This window comes from Devosia sp. MDV22-iso42, assembly GCF_058629155.1.
In genome coordinates this window covers 64,749-82,176 of the sequence record NZ_JBZVWR010000001.1, presented here as the reverse complement: position 1 = coordinate 82,176, position 17,428 = coordinate 64,749, and the positions used below count along the sequence as shown (strand labels likewise).

General features: G+C 58.5%; 17 protein-coding genes. 6 read left to right on the top strand and 11 right to left on the bottom strand.

Translation table 11 applies throughout. From position 1 onward, the window contains the following. Window positions 1-6: 6 nt before the first annotated feature. The 3 genes from AC4NN3_RS00410 to AC4NN3_RS00400 form a co-directional block, all read right to left on the bottom strand. Window positions 7-993: an ABC transporter permease gene (locus AC4NN3_RS00410; RefSeq protein WP_491925166.1), complete on the bottom strand. Its 987-nt coding sequence runs from the start codon at window positions 991-993 to the stop codon at window positions 7-9. Further along, window positions 990-2,519, bottom strand: a complete 1,530-nt coding sequence (locus AC4NN3_RS00405; RefSeq protein WP_491925165.1) for a sugar ABC transporter ATP-binding protein — start codon at window positions 2,517-2,519, stop codon at window positions 990-992. The genes AC4NN3_RS00410 and AC4NN3_RS00405 overlap by 4 nt, the downstream gene beginning before the upstream one ends. Window positions 2,520-2,582: 63 nt before the next feature. After that, complete coding sequence (locus AC4NN3_RS00400; protein WP_491925164.1) at window positions 2,583-3,722, bottom strand: sugar ABC transporter substrate-binding protein; 1,140 nt, start codon at window positions 3,720-3,722, stop codon at window positions 2,583-2,585. Between the two features lie 1,448 nt (window positions 3,723-5,170). Between AC4NN3_RS00400 and AC4NN3_RS00395 the strand changes: the two genes are divergently transcribed. Both AC4NN3_RS00395 and AC4NN3_RS00390 read left to right on the top strand, forming a co-directional pair. Beyond that, window positions 5,171-6,142, top strand: coding sequence for a hypothetical protein (locus AC4NN3_RS00395; protein ID WP_491925163.1), 972 nt, complete (start codon window positions 5,171-5,173; stop codon window positions 6,140-6,142). Window positions 6,143-6,207: 65 nt separating this feature from the next. After that, the gene (locus tag AC4NN3_RS00390; RefSeq protein ID WP_491925162.1) at window positions 6,208-7,245 is read left to right on the top strand and encodes a hypothetical protein; all 1,038 of its coding nucleotides are present in this window, start codon (window positions 6,208-6,210) and stop codon (window positions 7,243-7,245) included. A gap of 106 nt (window positions 7,246-7,351) precedes the next feature. Here the strand turns inward: AC4NN3_RS00390 and AC4NN3_RS00385 are convergent, their stop codons facing one another. The 3 genes from AC4NN3_RS00385 to AC4NN3_RS00375 are packed head-to-tail and all read right to left on the bottom strand — an operon-like array spanning window position 7,352 to window position 9,042. Beyond that, a complete protein-coding gene (locus AC4NN3_RS00385; RefSeq protein WP_491925161.1) occupies window positions 7,352-8,224 on the bottom strand; it encodes a CsgG/HfaB family protein in 873 nt (290 codons plus the stop codon). After that, window positions 8,218-8,565 (bottom strand): hypothetical protein, encoded by a 348-nt coding sequence (locus AC4NN3_RS00380; protein WP_491925160.1) that lies wholly within the window; start codon window positions 8,563-8,565, stop codon window positions 8,218-8,220. Before AC4NN3_RS00380 ends, AC4NN3_RS00385 begins: the two co-directional genes overlap by 7 nt. A gap of 36 nt (window positions 8,566-8,601) precedes the next feature. Continuing rightward, window positions 8,602-9,042: a hypothetical protein gene (locus AC4NN3_RS00375; protein ID WP_491925159.1), complete on the bottom strand. Its 441-nt coding sequence runs from the start codon at window positions 9,040-9,042 to the stop codon at window positions 8,602-8,604. A gap of 1,223 nt (window positions 9,043-10,265) precedes the next feature. On the opposite strand from AC4NN3_RS00375, the gene AC4NN3_RS00370 reads away from it, so the two are divergent. After that, entirely contained in the window at window positions 10,266-10,508 is a 243-nt protein-coding gene (locus AC4NN3_RS00370) for a hypothetical protein (RefSeq protein WP_491925158.1), read from the top strand. Here the strand turns inward: AC4NN3_RS00370 and AC4NN3_RS00365 are convergent. The 4 genes from AC4NN3_RS00365 to AC4NN3_RS00350 all read right to left on the bottom strand — a co-directional run bounded on the left by AC4NN3_RS00365 (window position 10,505) and on the right by AC4NN3_RS00350 (window position 13,508). Then, window positions 10,505-10,936, bottom strand: coding sequence for a hypothetical protein (locus AC4NN3_RS00365; RefSeq protein WP_491925157.1), 432 nt, complete (start codon window positions 10,934-10,936; stop codon window positions 10,505-10,507). The genes AC4NN3_RS00370 and AC4NN3_RS00365 overlap by 4 nt on opposite strands. Before the next feature lie 400 nt (window positions 10,937-11,336). Beyond that, entirely contained in the window at window positions 11,337-11,621 is a 285-nt protein-coding gene (locus tag AC4NN3_RS00360) for a hypothetical protein (protein WP_491925156.1), read from the bottom strand. A 974-nt stretch (window positions 11,622-12,595) separates the two neighbouring features. Next, window positions 12,596-13,066, bottom strand: a complete 471-nt coding sequence (locus AC4NN3_RS00355) for a Ros/MucR family transcriptional regulator (RefSeq protein WP_491925155.1) — start codon at window positions 13,064-13,066, stop codon at window positions 12,596-12,598. Window positions 13,067-13,256: 190 nt separating this feature from the next. Beyond that, window positions 13,257-13,508, bottom strand: coding sequence for a hypothetical protein (locus AC4NN3_RS00350; protein ID WP_491925154.1), 252 nt, complete (start codon window positions 13,506-13,508; stop codon window positions 13,257-13,259). A 587-nt stretch (window positions 13,509-14,095) separates the two neighbouring features. Here AC4NN3_RS00350 and AC4NN3_RS00345 point away from each other — a divergent pair. Both AC4NN3_RS00345 and AC4NN3_RS00340 read left to right on the top strand, forming a co-directional pair. Next, window positions 14,096-14,698 (top strand): hypothetical protein, encoded by a 603-nt coding sequence (locus AC4NN3_RS00345; RefSeq protein WP_491925153.1) that lies wholly within the window; start codon window positions 14,096-14,098, stop codon window positions 14,696-14,698. After that, a complete protein-coding gene (locus AC4NN3_RS00340; protein ID WP_491925152.1) occupies window positions 14,695-15,726 on the top strand; it encodes a DUF262 domain-containing protein in 1,032 nt (343 codons plus the stop codon). Before AC4NN3_RS00345 ends, AC4NN3_RS00340 begins: the two co-directional genes overlap by 4 nt. 125 nt (window positions 15,727-15,851) lie before the next feature. Here the strand turns inward: AC4NN3_RS00340 and AC4NN3_RS00335 are convergent, their stop codons facing one another. Then, entirely contained in the window at window positions 15,852-16,187 is a 336-nt protein-coding gene (locus AC4NN3_RS00335) for a hypothetical protein (protein ID WP_491925151.1), read from the bottom strand. 665 nt (window positions 16,188-16,852) lie between these two features. Between AC4NN3_RS00335 and AC4NN3_RS00330 the strand changes: the two genes are divergently transcribed. Beyond that, window positions 16,853-17,407, top strand: a complete 555-nt coding sequence (locus AC4NN3_RS00330) for a hypothetical protein (protein ID WP_491925150.1) — start codon at window positions 16,853-16,855, stop codon at window positions 17,405-17,407. Window positions 17,408-17,428 lie beyond the last annotated feature (21 nt).

Sequence of the window (17,428 nt, the reverse complement as noted above, 5' to 3'; positions counted from 1 at the left end):
TGCGCCTCAGGTGAACAGATCAAGCCGGTTGCGCACCTGGAACAGGCGGGCCGCCCCCAGCGATACGGCCAGCAGCAGCACCACGCCCTGGAACAGAGGCTGCCAGAGCGGATCGAAATCGAAGACGAACAGCAGATCGCCGATGGCGCGGAAGGCCAGCGCGCCGAAAATGGCGCCGATGGCGCTGCCGCGGCCGCCGAACAGCGAGACCCCGCCCAGCACCACCGCGGCGATGGAGCTCAGTGTATAGGTATTGCCATTGGCCAGGGACGCCTCGCCGGAATAGGTGAAGAAGGTCATGAACAGCCCGCCCATGGCGGCAAAGAGGCCGCTCAGCACATAGGCGGTGAACTTGGCGCGCTGCACCGGCAGGCCGGACATATAGGCCGCCGGCTCGGACGAGCCCACCGCATAGACGGCACGGCCAATGACCGAGCGGCGGAACGGTACCCAGACCAGCAACACCAGCACGATGAGGAAGAGCAGGCTGGCCGGGAAGATGCCGAAGACCTTGCCGGTCAGCGCATCGGCGAGATCGGCGGAGAAGTCCGGGGCACTGCCCGGATAGGGGCGGATCCACAAAGCGATGCCGAAGAAAACCGCACCGGTGGCAATGGTGATGACGATGGGCTGCAGCCGCCCATAGATGACGAGCAGGCCATTGAGCGCGCCGCAGACGAGACCGGTGAGCAGCACGCCGCCGACGCCAAAAGCCACGGTCAGCGGCGTGCCCACCAGCAGGTAGGAGGCCAGGCAATTGGCCAGGATGAAGATCATGCCGACCGACAGATCGATGCCCGCGGTGAGCACGACGAAGGTCTGCGCCATGGCGACCAAGGCCAGCAGCACGCCCTTGTTGGCCGCGGTCTGCACCACATTGGGGGTGAAGCCGGCGGGATGGTTGGCGGCATAGAGGGCGAACATGGCGATGAAGATGGCCAATGCCAGCAGCATGCCGCGCTGCTCGGCGAGGCGGTAACCCAGCCCGTTCATGCCACCTGCTCCTGCTGGTCGATATTGAGCGCCGAGGCGATCAGCGCGTGCTCGGTGATCTCGCTGCCGACCAGCTCGCGCCTGACCGCCCCGTCATAGAGCACCAGCACGCGGTCGCAGCAGCCGATCAGCTCGTCATAGTCGGTGGAGTAGAGGATGATCGCCGCGCCCGCGGCGGCGAGCTGGCGCAGCAGGGCATAGATTTCCTGCTTGGTGCCGACATCGATGCCGCGGGTGGGATCGTTGAGCAGGATGATGCGCGGGTCGGTCATCAGCCATTTGGCGATCACCACCTTCTGCTGATTGCCGCCCGACAGCGACCCCACCGGCAGAGACGGGCTCGCCGTCTTGATGGCGAGCAGCCGGATCATGCGCTCGACGGCGGCGCTCTCGGCGCGGCGGTCGAGGATGCCGGCATGCGAAACCTGGCTCATGGCGGCAAAGGAGAGATTGTCGCGCACGCTCATGGGCAGCATGAGGCCCTCGGTCTTGCGATCTTCGGGGATCAGCGCCATGCCGATGGCATCGGCCTTGGCGGCGCGCGGGCTGTTGATGCGGCGCGGCTGGCCATCGATCAGGATTTCGCCGGTGACGCCGCGCAGCACGCCGAACAGCGCGAGCAGCAATTCGCGCTGCCCCTGGCCATCGAGCCCGCCCAGACCCACTACCTCGCCGGCCCTGGCGGTCAGCGAGACGCCGTTGAGGCGCTGCATCCAGGTCAGGTTGCGCGCTTCGAGCACCGGCGTGGTGGTGCGGTCGACATGGCCCTGCTTGGGCGGAAAGACCGAGCTATATTCGCGGCCGATCATCAGCTCGACCACCTCGTCATCGGTCTTGCTGCCGGCGGGATAGGTGGCGATCTTGCGGCCATTGCGGAACACCGTGCAGTCATCGGCCAATTCGGCGATCTCGTGCATGCGGTGGGAAATGTAGAGCAGCGCGATACCCTCGTCGCGCAGGCGCTTGAGCACGCCGAACACCGTCTCGACATCGGCGGCGGTCAGGGCCGAGGTGGCCTCATCAAGGATCAGCAGGCGCGGTTTGCGGGCTAGGGCCTTGGCGATCTCGACGACCTGGCGGCGCGACAAAGGCAGGTTCTTGACCAGTTCCATGGGGTGGATGTCGCCGCCCCCGGCCCGCTCCAGTGCCGCCATGGCGATGGCCTGCTGGGCCTTGCGGTCGATCATGCCCAGCCAGGTGGGTGGATTGGAGATGACAATATTGTCCGCCACCGACAGGTCGGGGATCAGCGAGAGTTCCTGGAAGATGCAGACAATGCCGGCGGCGTTGGCGGCGGCGGGATCGGCGAAGCGCACCTCGCGGCCCTCGAGCAGCATGCGCCCCGCGTCGGGCGCCACGACGCCGGCCATGATCTTGATCAGGGTGGACTTGCCGGCGCCGTTCTCGCCCAGGATGGCGTGCACCTTGCCGGCGCGGACCACGAGGTCGGCCTGGTCGAGGGCATGCACGCCCCCATAGCGCTTGGAAATGGCTTCCATGCGGAAAAGCGGTACGGCGTCATCCATGCAAACGTCCCCTGCCCGATCGGCCGCGGGAGACATCCCGCGGCCCGTTGCCCAGCCAAGCGGCTATTGGTTGGCTTCCGACTGGCCCATGATTTCCTGGGCGGTAAAGTTGATGCCGCAGGTGGGGAAGTCATTGCCGACGAAGAAGTTGTCGGACTGGTCGGCATAAAAGTTCACGCCGTCCTTGAAGTCGGGATCTTCGACAATGGCCAAAGGCAGCTTGACCGACTGCGGCACGACCTTGCCCTGCAGGGCATCGATGGCCGTCCTGATGGCGACCGCCACCTGGGCCGGGCCGGTGCCGGCGGAAGAGCATTTGAGCCCCTCGGCGGCATGGGCGGCGCAGAACTTGCGGAAGCCGTTTTCGGTTTCACCGCCAAAGGGCACGAAGGCGTGGCCGGCATCGATCATGGCCTGCACCACGCCGGTATCGCCGCCCTGGGCAGTGATGCCGTCAAAGGCGCCCTGCACCGCGATGGCGTCGGCCGTGGCCTTCTGCGCCGTGCCGTCATCCCACTTGCCGACCACCTCGAACACCTCGAAGGGCTTGCCGCTGGCGGTCAGCGTCTCGTGGATACCGTTATGGCGGTCGGTATCGACCGAGGTGCCGGCGACGCCTCGCACTTCGAGGATCTTGCCGCCCTCGGGCAGGTGCTGGACCAGCCAGTTTGCCCAGAGTTCACCCAGCCCCTTCTGGTCAACATTGACGTTGATGGCGTCGGTGGTGTCGAGGATATTGTCAAAGGCCACCAGCACCACGCCGGCCTCCTTGGCGCGCTTGATCACCGGGGCGAAGGCCTGCGGATTCTGCGCATTGACGACGATGGCGTCATAGCCGCTGTCGATGAAATTGTTGATGGCCGAGATCTGCGCTGCCACGTCCTCGCCGGTCGAGACCACCTTGAACTCGGCGAGCTGGGCGGCGACGTCGGGCTGGGCCGCATAGGCCTTGGCGGTCTGGATCATCTGGATGCGCCAGGTATTGGCGATATAGCCATTGGCCAGCGCGATGCGGTAGGGCCCCTGCTTGGCCGGGAACTGGAAGAACTGGGTGTCTTCGGCCCAGGGCACATGGCATTCGGGATCGGTAGCGGGGCCGGCGACCACCGCGGGCTCGGCCATGGCGATGGTGCCAAGGGCCGCAGACAGCACCAGTGCAGACGCGGTGCCGCAGGCAAGTTTGAGCAATGCTGACAATTTCATCGGTTTCCCTCCCAAGACATTCAGGACAAGCCGTTTTTGCCGCAGCAGCGATTTGTCAGGCTGTATGCGTCGCTCCCCGAACGCCCCATCCATACGGCGAAGCGATGATATCATCAAGCGCAGCGCGATAATATTATCACATATATTATACTCGCGGAGCAGACCGGCGCGACGCCATATCCTGCGCGGCCGCCGGTGGTCGCCCGGAGCAATCAGGCCGGCGCAAGGATGGGGCAGGTCGACAAGGGCCGGCCTGTCGCCGATCGATGAGCCTGGGGTCAAGCGGGCATTGGGCAGGACGGTGTCGCCGCTGCAGCCGCCAGACCCCGGCAGCCCCTACCCGCTCAGATCCACGCAAGGTCGGTCGAGCAACGGGTCTCAGCCACGGCGCCAGGCGGACGTCTGCCAATATAGTCCGCCCGCCAGCCGCAGATAGTTGGGCCCAGTTCAATATGGGGACGGCAGAGTGGTCGGCTGCGCATGAGCCAACCGCGCGTAGATCTAGCTCAGCCGACACCAGGAATTGCAGTATTGATGTATCAATAGTTGCATAATAGCCGTGAACTTCTCAGTTTAAAATCAACAACTCAGCCTTATGACAAAACATGTATTGATCAACACACACCGACAGCGCGTGCTCAAGCTGCATTCTGCAATAAGCCACGAAACTGAACTAATTATTTCAATAATTGTCTCAGCAAAGATGCAGCGCCACTTCGTTCGGAAATAACAATGTCATCATTAAAATTGTTCTCATGGATTCTTTTTCGCACAGACATGGCCACCCGGCGACCTGATCAATATGCAATTCCCATATTTTTAAAACCTATTTGAAGCGAACTCAATGCATAAGCAACATAGACGGAAATCAAGTCAGTACAGATTGTAAATTCCTTGCATTTCAATAGATAAATCGATTCTAAGAATTTTTATTATGGCTATCTTTATCCGGACTGTTCGAAAATTTGACTTGGCTGCTTTCGCCCTTGAAGTGCATATGAAGCAACTGTCAAGTTTACACAGCTCCCGGTACGGGCTTTATTCAATAGCAATTTTTGCCCTTTTAGCGTTAACCAAAAATTAATCACTCGTGGACTCGCAACAGAAGTTGTGGCATATTTGTGGCCATAACGTAGTTGGAATTAGGCACGCAAACTACAGAACCGAAACCAGCTCAAAATATATTTTGCTTCACGTTCGCGTTTTTAAAAAAGCTCGATAGCATGACCAAGCAACACTAAACTTTTAGTGCCTATTTATTTGCTTAACAATTAAACGAAGTATCGTCTCGCGCGATAATTACGCGCCCAAAAAGATGGTCCTTCTATATGAATTCGAGCGATTTTTGGAGACCTGGTGGCTGACATGTTGTCGGCCAGTGAGACTCTGTTTCCCATTTTTCCAGGTCGCTCGGGTAAAGGCTGCCAATCACCTCACACAGAAAGGCGATGGCAGCGCGTCAACAACGAGAAACTGGAGAAACTCAAATGAAAAAGACTGTTTTTGTCGTCGCCTTGCTGGGAACGACCGCCGCCATGGCGCCCGGCGCATTTGCCACTGGTTGGGGCGGCTGGATGCCCCCCATCTATATCCCACCGACCACCGACAGCTCGAGCTGCGATACCCTGTGCGACCCCCTGCGCGACGACTACAAGCAGGAGCTCTACGGGATCCAGCAGGCGATCAACCAGATCGTCGACATCGATGACGCGATCGATGTGGTGCAGAAGGCCGTCAATGCCGGCAACCTGATCGACATGGCCACCGGTGATGACCCGGATATCGGTCTGGGCACGCTGATCCAGAAGGCAGATGTGCGCCAGGTTGCGCACAATCTGATCGATGGGGGCAAGCTCAGCGAGTTTGACGACCTGTCCCAAGCGGCTACCAATGTGGTCAACTCGATCAGCGGCGATCTCGCCTGGAATATCGATCAGAGCGTGAAGAATGCCCAGATCGCCAAGAACGAGATTTTTGGTGGCTCTGGTGGCTACGATGCCGATCTTGGCGACACTGATCTGGCGGATGCGCTCACCCAGACGGCCGTCAACGCCTCGAACCTGGTCGAACTTGACACGCTCAAGAACGATATCAAGCAGTACTCGAACAGCAGCCAGACCGCGCTCAATACGGCTACCTTCGAGTCCTCGCTCGCATGGGGCTGGCATGGTCCGTATTTCAACACACCGGACGTCTGGGATCTTGGTCAGTCTGCGACCAACGTGACCAACACGGTCTCGGTGGGCAATATCGACCTCTCCGGCGCCTGCGCCTGCGACTTCGAGATCCAGCAGTATGCCAACGCAAACCAGTTGGCACAGAACGTGCTGTCGACCATGGGCGACGTCCACAATATCGTTCAGTCGGCCACCAATGTTGCCAATTCGATCGGCCTGCCTACGCCGCCGGCCAGCAACTGACACAAGCCTTGGGGTTGCGCTCCCGCGCAGCCCCTTTTCCTTAAGGATTGCGGGGAGTGCGGGACATGCGCCGGCTTTGGCTTGCCTACATTGCGGCACTGCTGCCCACCATGGCGATGGGCCAGGAGGCACTGCCGTCCGTCGAGCAACGCGCCGAGGGCAACCAGACGGCCAGCAATGTGATCAACATCACCACGCTCAGGGCCCTGACCGACGACTATATGAGCACGATGCTGCAGTTCGGCTCCACCGGCAACCTGGCGCAGTATGGATCCAACACGGTCAATTCCGTCGTCTATGCCGGCGCGCTGGGCAATGTCGTGCAACGCTTCCATGGTATCCAGTCGGTGGAAAACCGATCCGCCCTGGGCGTGGTCGACATCTATGGCAGCATAAACCAGCGCGGCACCAACCTGGCGGGCTCGGCAGTATCGGAAACCCTAAGTTTCGCCGACCAGCTGTTTGGCGCTGACGGACGCCAGCAGATTCTCAACAGCGCCGAAATCGCCATTCTCTATGGCACGGTGACGCAGTACGGCAGCAATACGGCCAATTATGCCGAAGCGGCACTGGCCATTGGCACCGCTTCCCAGACCATCGAGCTGGGGGCGGAACAGCGGGTGGACAACCGGCTGCACCTGGCCGCGATGTCTGCCGTCACGTCCAGTATCGCGCAGAGCGGCGAGAATTTCGGCAATATCATGATCTCGGAAACGGTCGAGACGGTCACGCGCAACTTTGCCGGCGACCAGATCGTGCACAATGTCGTGCAGCTCGGCGACGATAACCCCGGCGCCATCAGCCAGCATGGCACCAATGTCGCCAACCTCATCATGTCGAGCCGCATCGGCATGCTGTCCCAGACATCCATTGGCCGGCAGGAGGTGATCAACGAGGTGTTCAACGCGCAGGGGCAACTGGTGAGCGGGGGCAATATCGTCCAAACCGCAGATAATTACGTCAACCTGACGGTGCTGACCATGCCCGCAGAGGGCGGCGACAACGCCGCCATCGGCGTCGAACAGAATGCCGACTTCCCGCAGAACTCAAGCGGCAATGGCGCCAGCTCGCAGACCGGCAATGCGGTATCGATCGACCGATAGTATCGACCAGGCAAAGGCGCCCCAGCGATCGGCCTGCCCATGCCGGGGCCGGTCGACCTGCCGCGGGCAGGACCGTGCCGCGGCAGGCGGGGCCCGGCGAGTCGATCTAGGGGCGGACCGCTGCCGTCTCGACAGCCTGCTCGGCGCGAATTTCCTGCGTGGCTGCCGGCAGAAACTTGTCACAGGCGCCCCGGTGATGAACCAGCGACGCCACAATGTCATAGGCCGCTTCGGCCATCAGCCAGCGGACGCCGGCATGCAGGCCCTCCTGCGACTTGTCACCAATCTTGACGTCGAACAGGTCATTGGAAAAGAAGCGGAAGATCGAGGCGTATACTTCGGTGCCGATCGCCTGTTTCGAATAGGAACCAGCGCGGACGATGCGCGTGGTCCTGGTGTCGGTAACCCGGATATCGGCCGCCGCCGTCAGGGCGAAGGCGCGGGCACCGCCGCCAACCCCGCCCACCAGCGCCTCTGCGCCGCCGGTATAGGTATTGAAATCGAGCTGGGTCAGCGCGCCGTCGATGACATAGTCGGAGCCGCGGATGGAACCCTTGGTGACGGGCCGGAACTCGACAGTCTGATTGCCGACCGTGGTCTGGCCGCCATCGCCCAGCAATTGTTCCTTTGCCCTGGCGATCTCCCACTCCGTGACCACCGTATTGGTCCGGTTGACCTGCTTCATGCCGGCCTTCTGCAAGGCGGTGATCAGCATGGCGGCCACGTCGCGCGGCACAAAGCTCCCCTCTTCGGAGTTGAACTTGTTGGTCTGGTCGGTGATCGTGTGGACGGCCAGCATGATGCCGGAATTCTTGACCTCAGAGGTCCGGCTGAGGCAGGCCAGCGCGGCATCATGGGGGGTCGAATTGGCGATCGGGACCGGCCCGTGGAATTCCGCCTTGGGCCGGGTCATGGGCGTCAGGGCCGTGCAGCCTGCCAATGCCATGACCGCAAGACCCATGCCGAGCAATTTCAGCATCCGAACATACCCCCGGTTACGTTGAAGCTGGCGCCGGAACAGTCGCGCGTTTGCGTCTGCGCGCCACTATTGGTCTGCGTGATCGATATGACATTGTTCGAACCGCTGACATTGACCGAGGTGGTATTGCCGATCTGTCCGGTGCCCGAACCATTGCCCGAGGAACTGCCACTGCCGAGCAGACCCAGCAGCTCGAGCCGGGTGCGCTCGATCGTCAGATTCACCTGGCGCTGGTTATCGGATCGAAACTGATAGGGACGGCTTTCGCCCAATCCATTGGCGGAGACAGGCGTTATCGCAGCGAAGGCGACAACGGCCACAATAGCAAATTTGTCAATCACGTGAATCTCCTCAGAAAACCCGATCCGTCCTGCGCTCTAGAACTCGAGGCAATTCTCGGTACTGCACAGCGGCGCCAAATTCACAGCGGGCGCGGGCGGCCAGCTTTCCGGCTTTTTTTCCATGTAGTCTTTTGACTGAACGCCGTAGGCGGACATCGCGGCATCAATTTTTTCCTTGCATAGAAGCGCCGCCTGGGAGGCAACAAATCTATTCAGGCTTGCCTGGGTGCTCGAGTCCGTCAAAACAGGCAAAGGCTGGCCGAGAGATTCGAAGAAGTCCTGGACTCCCGCGGTCGCAGCAAGCGGCTTGCCTGCAACAAATGGATCACACGTACTGACTGCCGTAACGAGCGTGGTCATTGCCGACAGAAACGGTTCTGGATTGTATCCAGAATTATCCTCATCTTGCGCATAAGCACCCTGCAGATGCGAACCGCCGAACAATAACACCAGCGCTAAAATGATTCGTGTCGACACAATCCTATCCTGTGTTGGCGGAGTCACCATACTCGCGACAAAGGACGCGTCTAGTACATTTTGGCAACACTATTATGCGAAAAATCCCGTCCAAGTCATTTCAACGCCAAATAGAATCAGAAACAGAACGTTGCGATAATTATTTCTTCCCGTCGGAAACCCCATCCAAATTGCCAAAATATCCACGACACTTTTCTGCATCTCTTGCAGCAAGGTGAATCGTACCTAGGTAAATATGCGAATTAAATACTTCTTTTAATTCTCCAGATTTGGCTTTTGGCATCTGCAAACCGCACCACTAGAAATGCTACTAGGCCACATTCCCAAATATTGACCACGACCAAGGCCTTCATTCGACGTTTCGACGGCGGCTTCCGTTGCAGCGCGGCAATCCCACCCCCTCAGCTGGTGGATTTCCAAATCGTCGCCCCGTCGCGCGAGGTCGCTCGGACGGGACCACGCCTTGCCTCGAGGGCCCAGATTTAGGGGGCGGGCCCAACTCGCCAATGAAAGGCATCCCCAATTGAATCGCTATTTTGTTGAGAGAACTGGCAACATCTGCCAGATCTTATTTTAGACTTGTCGGATTTCGTCAACTTATTTGTGAAAAATAGGCCACAATGCGCTTGACGACCCCATGCTTGCTGTACTGTCATGGCCATAAAAACTGGATCGGTTTACAGCCCGGTAAATTGTGATGCGCTATTTACGTAACGTAGACGTCTTTTTACTTGGCGTGTAAATCGTTATGCGCGTACGTTATCGCGCATTAGAAACGAGAGGAGATCAGTTTTGCCAGTCTATAAAATAACTCTGGTCACAAATCAGGCTATAATAGCGGAGGATTCAAGAACGCTTGAGGATATTACAACAAGTTTGTGCAAGGATGGATTTGTTTTAATCAAGAAGCGCGCGGCCTACAAAGCGGAATGGACGCAGTTTTCGGTCCTCGCCCAAGCGGTTACCTCCATCGAGCCACACTCCTAGACGCCGGCCTTTCGACCCAAACCGTTGAGCGCAAGGCACTTGGGGACGCCGAGACCTAGTGCAGATAGCGCGGCTCCCGTCCGGCAAAATACTGGCAGCCGGGAATGGCGATCCAAATAGAGAGAACTTGCTGCCCTGCCATACAACTACTGATGCTTGTCCATATCGCTCCGCTTGCAGGCATTGAATAAGAGGCATCTTGAATGCTCAGCTGAAACGTATTCTTGGGGAAGACTATGGAAGCCACTTCCAAGGTCCAGACTATGGAAATCAGCGATCACGGCACCGTTTACCGGGCGAAATTTTACGTTGAGGGCGGGATCCTGCACGCCAACATTGAAGGCTGGCATCAAGCCACCCTGTGCGGCCATGTTCCCGTAGGCGAACTGATGCGGGCCTTGCTGGCGGAGCGCATAATGGAACTCAAGGCCAGGCCCCTGCCCTCACGCCGGCGGTTCAAGCCAGGACCAGAGCACTAAAGGTCAGTCGCCCCGATATGGCGGAGACCACATTGGGCTGACACGTCCATTGGCGATGGCTTTGCAGGGGCGTCCTGGCGTCCCGGATCTGTCGCCGAGGGCAGCAAGGGCTTCGCGCGCGCGAAGTGGGCCGCCGCTGCTGCGGCTGCGGACGCGTCGAGTGCAGGCAGCAGCCGCAGCAACAGCTTGGCCGTCTTGGTCAACACGATCCGGCGCACCGTGTCGGCCTGCTCGTCGGAATCAGTGATCACGACGAGGTGCAGATCGATCGCGTGAACGGCCGGCACCCCGCCCAGGACTTCCTTGAGGAGCACACGCACGGTTGCCTTGGTGCGGTCGGTCAGTCTTGGATGCCGGTACAGGTCGATTATGGTGCAATGCACGACATCCATGGCAACCTCCCGCTGGACTGCGATCATGTCGGCCATGGTGCGGCGCCGGCATGCAACCCCGTTTTCCGGCTCACCCGACAACGGCTTCGACAGAGCTAGGTCGACATCCAGGCCCAGATACCCCAGGTGACCAGGGCGACGAGCAGCCAACTGGCCAGGGCCAAGCCCAGGATGATCCACCCCCGTGGTCGTCGTGGAACCTGCATCTGCCACCCCTCGGGGTCATCAGATTCCAGAGAGCGGACGCGGCGTTTGTCCTGGTCTGAATCCGGGGTCGGCGATCCGCCGGGGCGCATCATATTCAGCGGCGACCTGCCGCGATGGGCAAATTGATCAAGCGCCCCATCGGTTGCCGCCCCTGAACATGGCGGCACAGGGGTACGGCTCGAATGCCCGGACGAGGCTGGAAGCTGGTCATCCATTCTCCGCTCCCGAACTAGGACCTGCGTCGCAAGGCGGCAGCGTGTGAGGCCACGGCGGCTTCTGCCAACGCGGCACCCAGATTGTTCAGGGCGCGCAGGGCCTCGTGTCGCAGAAACCAGTCCGGCGCTTCGGGCACCCGCCCCTGGCTCGAGAAATAGGCCAGGCTCGCCCTCAAGGCGGCATCGATCTGGCCACCGACGATATGGTTGACCTTCGGTTTGATGGTCTCTGCAGCATGCCGGGCGTTGCGGGCATTGGTTACGTGGTCTGAAGCGCTGCCGTTTTTGACAGCATGCATCCACCCGTCAAACACCGGCCCTTTGTCATAGGACAAGCATTCCATTTCGGACCTCACAAATTGAGGGTTTATTTCTTCCCCAATAAAAATCAGCTACACAGTCAAAAACTAATCTTGATTCCAATAGAGCAAATATGCCTTATTTGCAATGTGATTCCGTTTTTCTATGCAGAATATGTATATCCACGCAATAACATGAATTATTTGAATTTGCATTGCCGCAAAATTGACATGGGTCGAATTTTGAAATGTCATACCGATAATAAAAATGCGTATATTTTATCACTGATGGAACATCATATTATTCAAATTTCCGTCATTTGAAATATTATCAGGAACTTTTTCTCCTTCTTTCGTATTAATAACTCTCCAGAAGAAGAGATGTTATTGGGAGGCGGGCAAGAAGGCACAACCCGGCGCAGCCCCGGACATTGTGAGCGCGGACCTTTCAGATTGGCCATGGCCTTGGTGGTCCCGGTGGCCGGCACTGGCAGTGGATGGCCGCCTGCCTGTCAGACCAGTGGCGGCTTTCGACCCCAGGACGGGCGGCAGCGAAGCGCCGTGCCGGACGCCTGGCCAGGGCTTCCGGGCAGGAGTGCATGCCAGGGAGGCGACGGACAGACAGATCACTGTGGCATCGGTGGTCGCGCCGCCGGTATCCTTTCCGGCTGCCATTGCGCGCCAAGCCGAAGGCTTTCTCCCGGCGATTCACCGGACGGCGACGACCTGGCCCCGATGCGACGGCACGGCCGACGGCGTGGCAATGCACCTGCCTGCGCCGCTGGCGCTATAGGCCGCCGGCGTAACTGCCGGATATGGGGTGGGTGACACAGGCCGTTCAGGTTGCCGCAGGGACCCATTTCCAGCCTGCGCATCCTCGCGCCCAGAACTGGAGCACGCCTACGCCCCGGTGTGACCCACCTGTCCCTCGTCCGGCCGATCCACAGCGCCAGCCCCGGCTGGCGGCCGTGGCATCAGGATGTCTGGTCGTCACCGCGCGATCTTGCCGGGCGTTTGATGGCCGTGAGCTGGCCCTGCTTTCGGCCCAGACCATTGGACTTGGCCAGCAATGAGCGAGTCGCCGCATAGTTGGCCGCGACCATGGGATAGTCGGGCGGCAGGCCCCATTTGGCGCGATACTCATCGGGCGTCATGCCCAGGCCCGCCAAATGCCGCTTGAGGGATTTGAACTTCTTGCCATCGTCCAGGCAGATCAGGAACTCTGCCGTCACGGACTTCTTGACGGGTACGGCCGGCACAGGCTGCTGCTCGCCGGGCTGGCCTTCGCCGGTAGACAATGCGCGCAATGCCCGATGCGTCTCGACAATCAGCCTGGGCAAGTCACCGGGAGACAGCGGATTGTGTGAAACAAATGCAGAAACGATATCAACGACCTGAACCAGTCGCTCATTGTTCGTCACATCAAGTTCAGCAGAGTCATCCATCCAAAGATCTCTTGCATAGAAGGCGCCGCGAACCTGGCTAGAAATGTCGAGGCGCCATTAGATAGACCGGCAAAGACCATTTTGCTAGGTTCTGACAGTCCTTTGGGTAAATAATTTTCGACCTAAATTCAATGGTTGTGTTGTTATCCCGACCTTTTGTCGTAATTACTCCGCCTGTAACGGACGAACTTTAGTTCTGCACGCCAAAGGCGGCTTCGGCTGCGTACGAGCGGTTTTGACTGTTCATCCGGGTGACAGGCAATTGTTTAGACAGCAAGAAGAGCGTCTGGCCAGACCGAGGATTGCCCGGGCGACAAGCCGTGTCTTCGGCAATCTCCGATTGATCAGGGGCACGTTGGTCCTGTGTATCGTCCTCGTTGCCGGCGACGCCGACACCGGCCCAGGCCCGGTGCAGTCTGACCGGCTCAGGCAAGACGGCCATGCCGCGCGGCCCCTGGCGAATGAGACCGCCATCAGGGCTCAAGTGAATGCCACCCGGGCGACGTGTGCAGACAAAACGGCGCCCGTTACCTAAGCAATGCATTGATTTCAAGGGAAATAGCGATGGTGCCCGGGACCGGCGACGGCGAGCTAAATCGAACCGAAGCGAAAAGCCATAAAAACCTTATCCATCAACGACTTATGAGACTTCCACTTTTCCGGCCAGATTGACTGTGTGTACCCAGAGTGGATGATTTGTGTACCTTTGACAAGCGAGCCCCTGCCGATGCATTCGGGAACCGTTTTGCATTATAGCGCCGGGCTCAAGGCGTAGGCGACAAGCGTGAAGGCCAGCGGCGCAAACCCGTGATCTTCCACTCATTCCACCGATGGTTAGGACCGCGGCCGAGCGGGCAATCACCCGGTAAGTTTTATTGCCCCTCGTTAGGCACGACGGGTACATGAGTGGGTCTTAGCGGCTCTCTCTGACGGGCAACCGGGCAACTAGAGGTCCGCCGGTGCCAGTGAGCCACTCGTACAAGTCTTCCACTAGGCATAAACATCGGCTATCCTTTTCTTGGGGGACCAATGTTTGGCAATGCACAAGATCTGAAAGCCGCTATTAACGCGTTGGAGCCAGAAAATTTCTTCGACGAACATATAATTGGTAAACAGTCGGCGCACTTCTCCGCAGACAAAGTAGCCTTTTTTTGCGAGACATTTTCCAACAATTTCAAGGTTGCCATTCCCGAAGCCGATATCGTTCTTGTGGGGTCGGCAAAACTGGGCTTCGCTCTGCATGAGAAGCGCAAACCTAATTTTAGCCTACCGGCGTTCCGAAAATTCGGCGGATCATCGGATCTCGACATATCGATCTGCAACCCGGCCTTGTTCAGGTTGATATGGCACGAGCTTTCGGCACACGCTTGCTTCCAATCGGTTATGCCCTGGAACCCAGACAAGCTGGCCAGCTATCTGATCTATGGGTGGCTAAGGCCAGACAAGTTTCCGAAAGGGAAGGCGCTGATCCATTGTGATCGGTTCTATGAGACAGTTGGAAAGTTCAGACGAGACAGGCATCGCGGGCACCCATCAGCCTCGGTTGCACTATATTACAGCGTAGAACACCTCCGGCAGTATCAAGTCCGCAGTGTAAGGCTGTGCAAAAATAAACTGGAAGCGGCAAAATGATAAACACAACTGCCACAAACAAGCGCGTCCGCGAAATCGTGAAGATGGTCAAGGACGGCACGTTGATCCCGCGACCGGAATTTCAGCGTCGGCTAGTATGGACCAGCAAGGACAAAGATTTCTTCATCGATACAGTTCTGCGTGGTTTTCCCTTTCCAGAAATCTACATTGCCAACGGGGAGGTGAACACGGAGACGGGAGACGGGACACAGCTTTTGGTGGACGGGCTCCAGCGTGTTAGCACCTTGGTGGAGTATTTTGCCGGAGATCCCACTTTTACGCCTTCCTTGTCGAAGCCATACAAGTTTCTCTCGGAGGAAGAGAAGGCAAGCTTCTTGGCATACTCCGTGGTCGTGCGAGACTTGGGAGAGCTTAGTCAAGAGCAGATCGTTGCTGTTTTTAAGAGACTTAACTCCACCCAGTACGGCTTAAAAGACATGGAAGTCAACAACGCGGTATACGCGGGTGAGATGAAGAAATTCTGTGAGTTAATAGCAGAAGATGACTTCTTTGATGACAAGCGCGTGTTTACTGCGACTGACCGGCGTCGCATGGGCGACGTTGCGTACTGTCTTACTATGGTTGCAACCATGCTTGTGGGGTATTTCAACCGCGACAGCGAACATGAAAATCTTCTTAGCCGCTACAACGAAACATTTCCCGAGGCGGAAGACATTCGCAACCGGCTCGACAAGATCTTCGGCTTTATCGAGGAGTGTGGCTTCGACCCCAAGTGCCGAATTTGGAAAAAGGCCGACCTATTAACGGCCATAATTGAGCTGGACTTGGCAGTTGGCGCCGATGGTATTGCTTTAGATCCGGGACAAGTCCTCTCAACTTTGGTAGATTTCTACAATAGCGTAGATGCCCAATCGACAGAAATTCATGGCATCTACTACAAAGCTGCGCTTCAAGCGTCTAATGACCGTGGCAATCGCCTACGAAGAGCCTACATTTTTAGCGGAGTTTTGCGCAACGAGACACACAAGCAGATCTTGGAAAAGCTCGCCGAGCAAATGCTAAACTAGACCTCAGTTACGAAGCCAGGATGATGGCATGCTTGGTGACGTAGGCCCGCGCCCTGTTCCAAAGCCGCCGCGAAGTATCCCGCAGTGCATGAAGTTCCATTGCAATTCACTCCGGCTGCAAACCGCTATCGGTTTGGCAGATTGTTCCACACATCCTGAACAGCAGCAGCCACATTTGCCAACGGATGCTCGTTGCAATAGGACCGTATGCGTTGCTTCTGCTGCTCAATCCGCCAGCCGCGCAGGTTTTTTCGCACCCACGACGCTTGATTAACGCCGGACATATACCCCTGCGCCCAAGCGTAAAAGTACTGCTCTGTGCCTTGCGGGTCCGCCTGATAACGCTGCGCGAACTCGGCACAGGAGACCCATCCCGCCCCCGCGACAGTCCCCGCCTCCTCTTGAGAGCGGCCCGCGCCGGTGCCCACAATCACCAAGGCTAACGCCAAAAACGTACGCATCCCGAGCCCCCATCACGCACTGATATCTAGTCCTTATCAATCATCGAGCAGACTTCAAATGCCCGATTGTATTCGGACTTCGGTAGTTCGCTCCTGGTGCCCACAGAGCATGCTTTTATGGACGGCCCGCCGGGCCATCAGCAGGTGCCCGTAAGGGGTGGCAGTGCTTTGCGGCATGGATTTTTTGTTGGCATTACTCGGTGGCAGGTGGGCGCCAGGGCAACGCCAAACCCCAGCCCAATGCCAGCCGCTGTCCATTTGCGCTCAGGCGTCTTGGTGACACAGGTCCGCGCCTGGTTCTATAGACGGCATACCTCCATGGAGGAGAGGCCTTATTCAATTAGGTTGCGCACTAGGACCTCCCCCCGGGTTACATATAGGTTATGTAGAGGGATTAATGGGGCACTTAGGTATGCCCGTTATGGAGAGCCACTGCCTCCCTGAACAGGCGCTCATGGTGCCCTAGATCGACCGAGGACGGACGAAGGTCCGACCCCACACAACAGCCACCCTACGCTATCGTCTCGGGAGGCGGGTCGCCTAAAAATGACCCAAAAATGTCAGGGGTCGAACTCGACAGTCGAAGAACCGCGCAACCCCCCTGTGCCCCGCCACAACACCATGAGTGACCAATGAAGTACGGTTGGAACGGCCCCGCAGATAGGATGCCCGAGGCGGAGGTCGCAATCCGTCTTGCCGAGTTCCTTGCCGAACAGCCCGGCTTCCATGGGCAAGTGGACGTGGCGATTGACGGTGCATCGGTGGTCGTCGGTGGTGCGGAGGTCTTCGACATAAGGGGCTACCTCTGCGCACACGACTGGGAGCCGGTGGCGGGCAGCGCGACGGGGCGCAATGATTGGGCAGCGCAATATGGCCGTGGCGGCGCCTCCATGCGTATTCACTCACGCTCGGGCATTGGCGACGTTGAGGCCATGATCGGCAACGGGCGCGTCATCGCGGAGTGCAAGAAGGGGCCCCTGGTTAGGAAGCCGGGTAGCCCCGAGTATCCCCTGCTGACCACCGCAATCGGCCAAGCCTTGCTCTTTCGGGCTGACCCTGCGGACATTCTGGTGGCGGCAGTGCCGGACACACCAACCTTCCGCCGCATTGCTGCCGACTGGCGGGAACGCCCCCGGCTCAAAGCGTCAGGCATACAAATTGCGCTGGTGGACCGGGAAGGTGGGGTTACGGGGCTGAACCTCCCGCAGTCCCACCATTAGGGTATGCCTCAAGCGAACCAC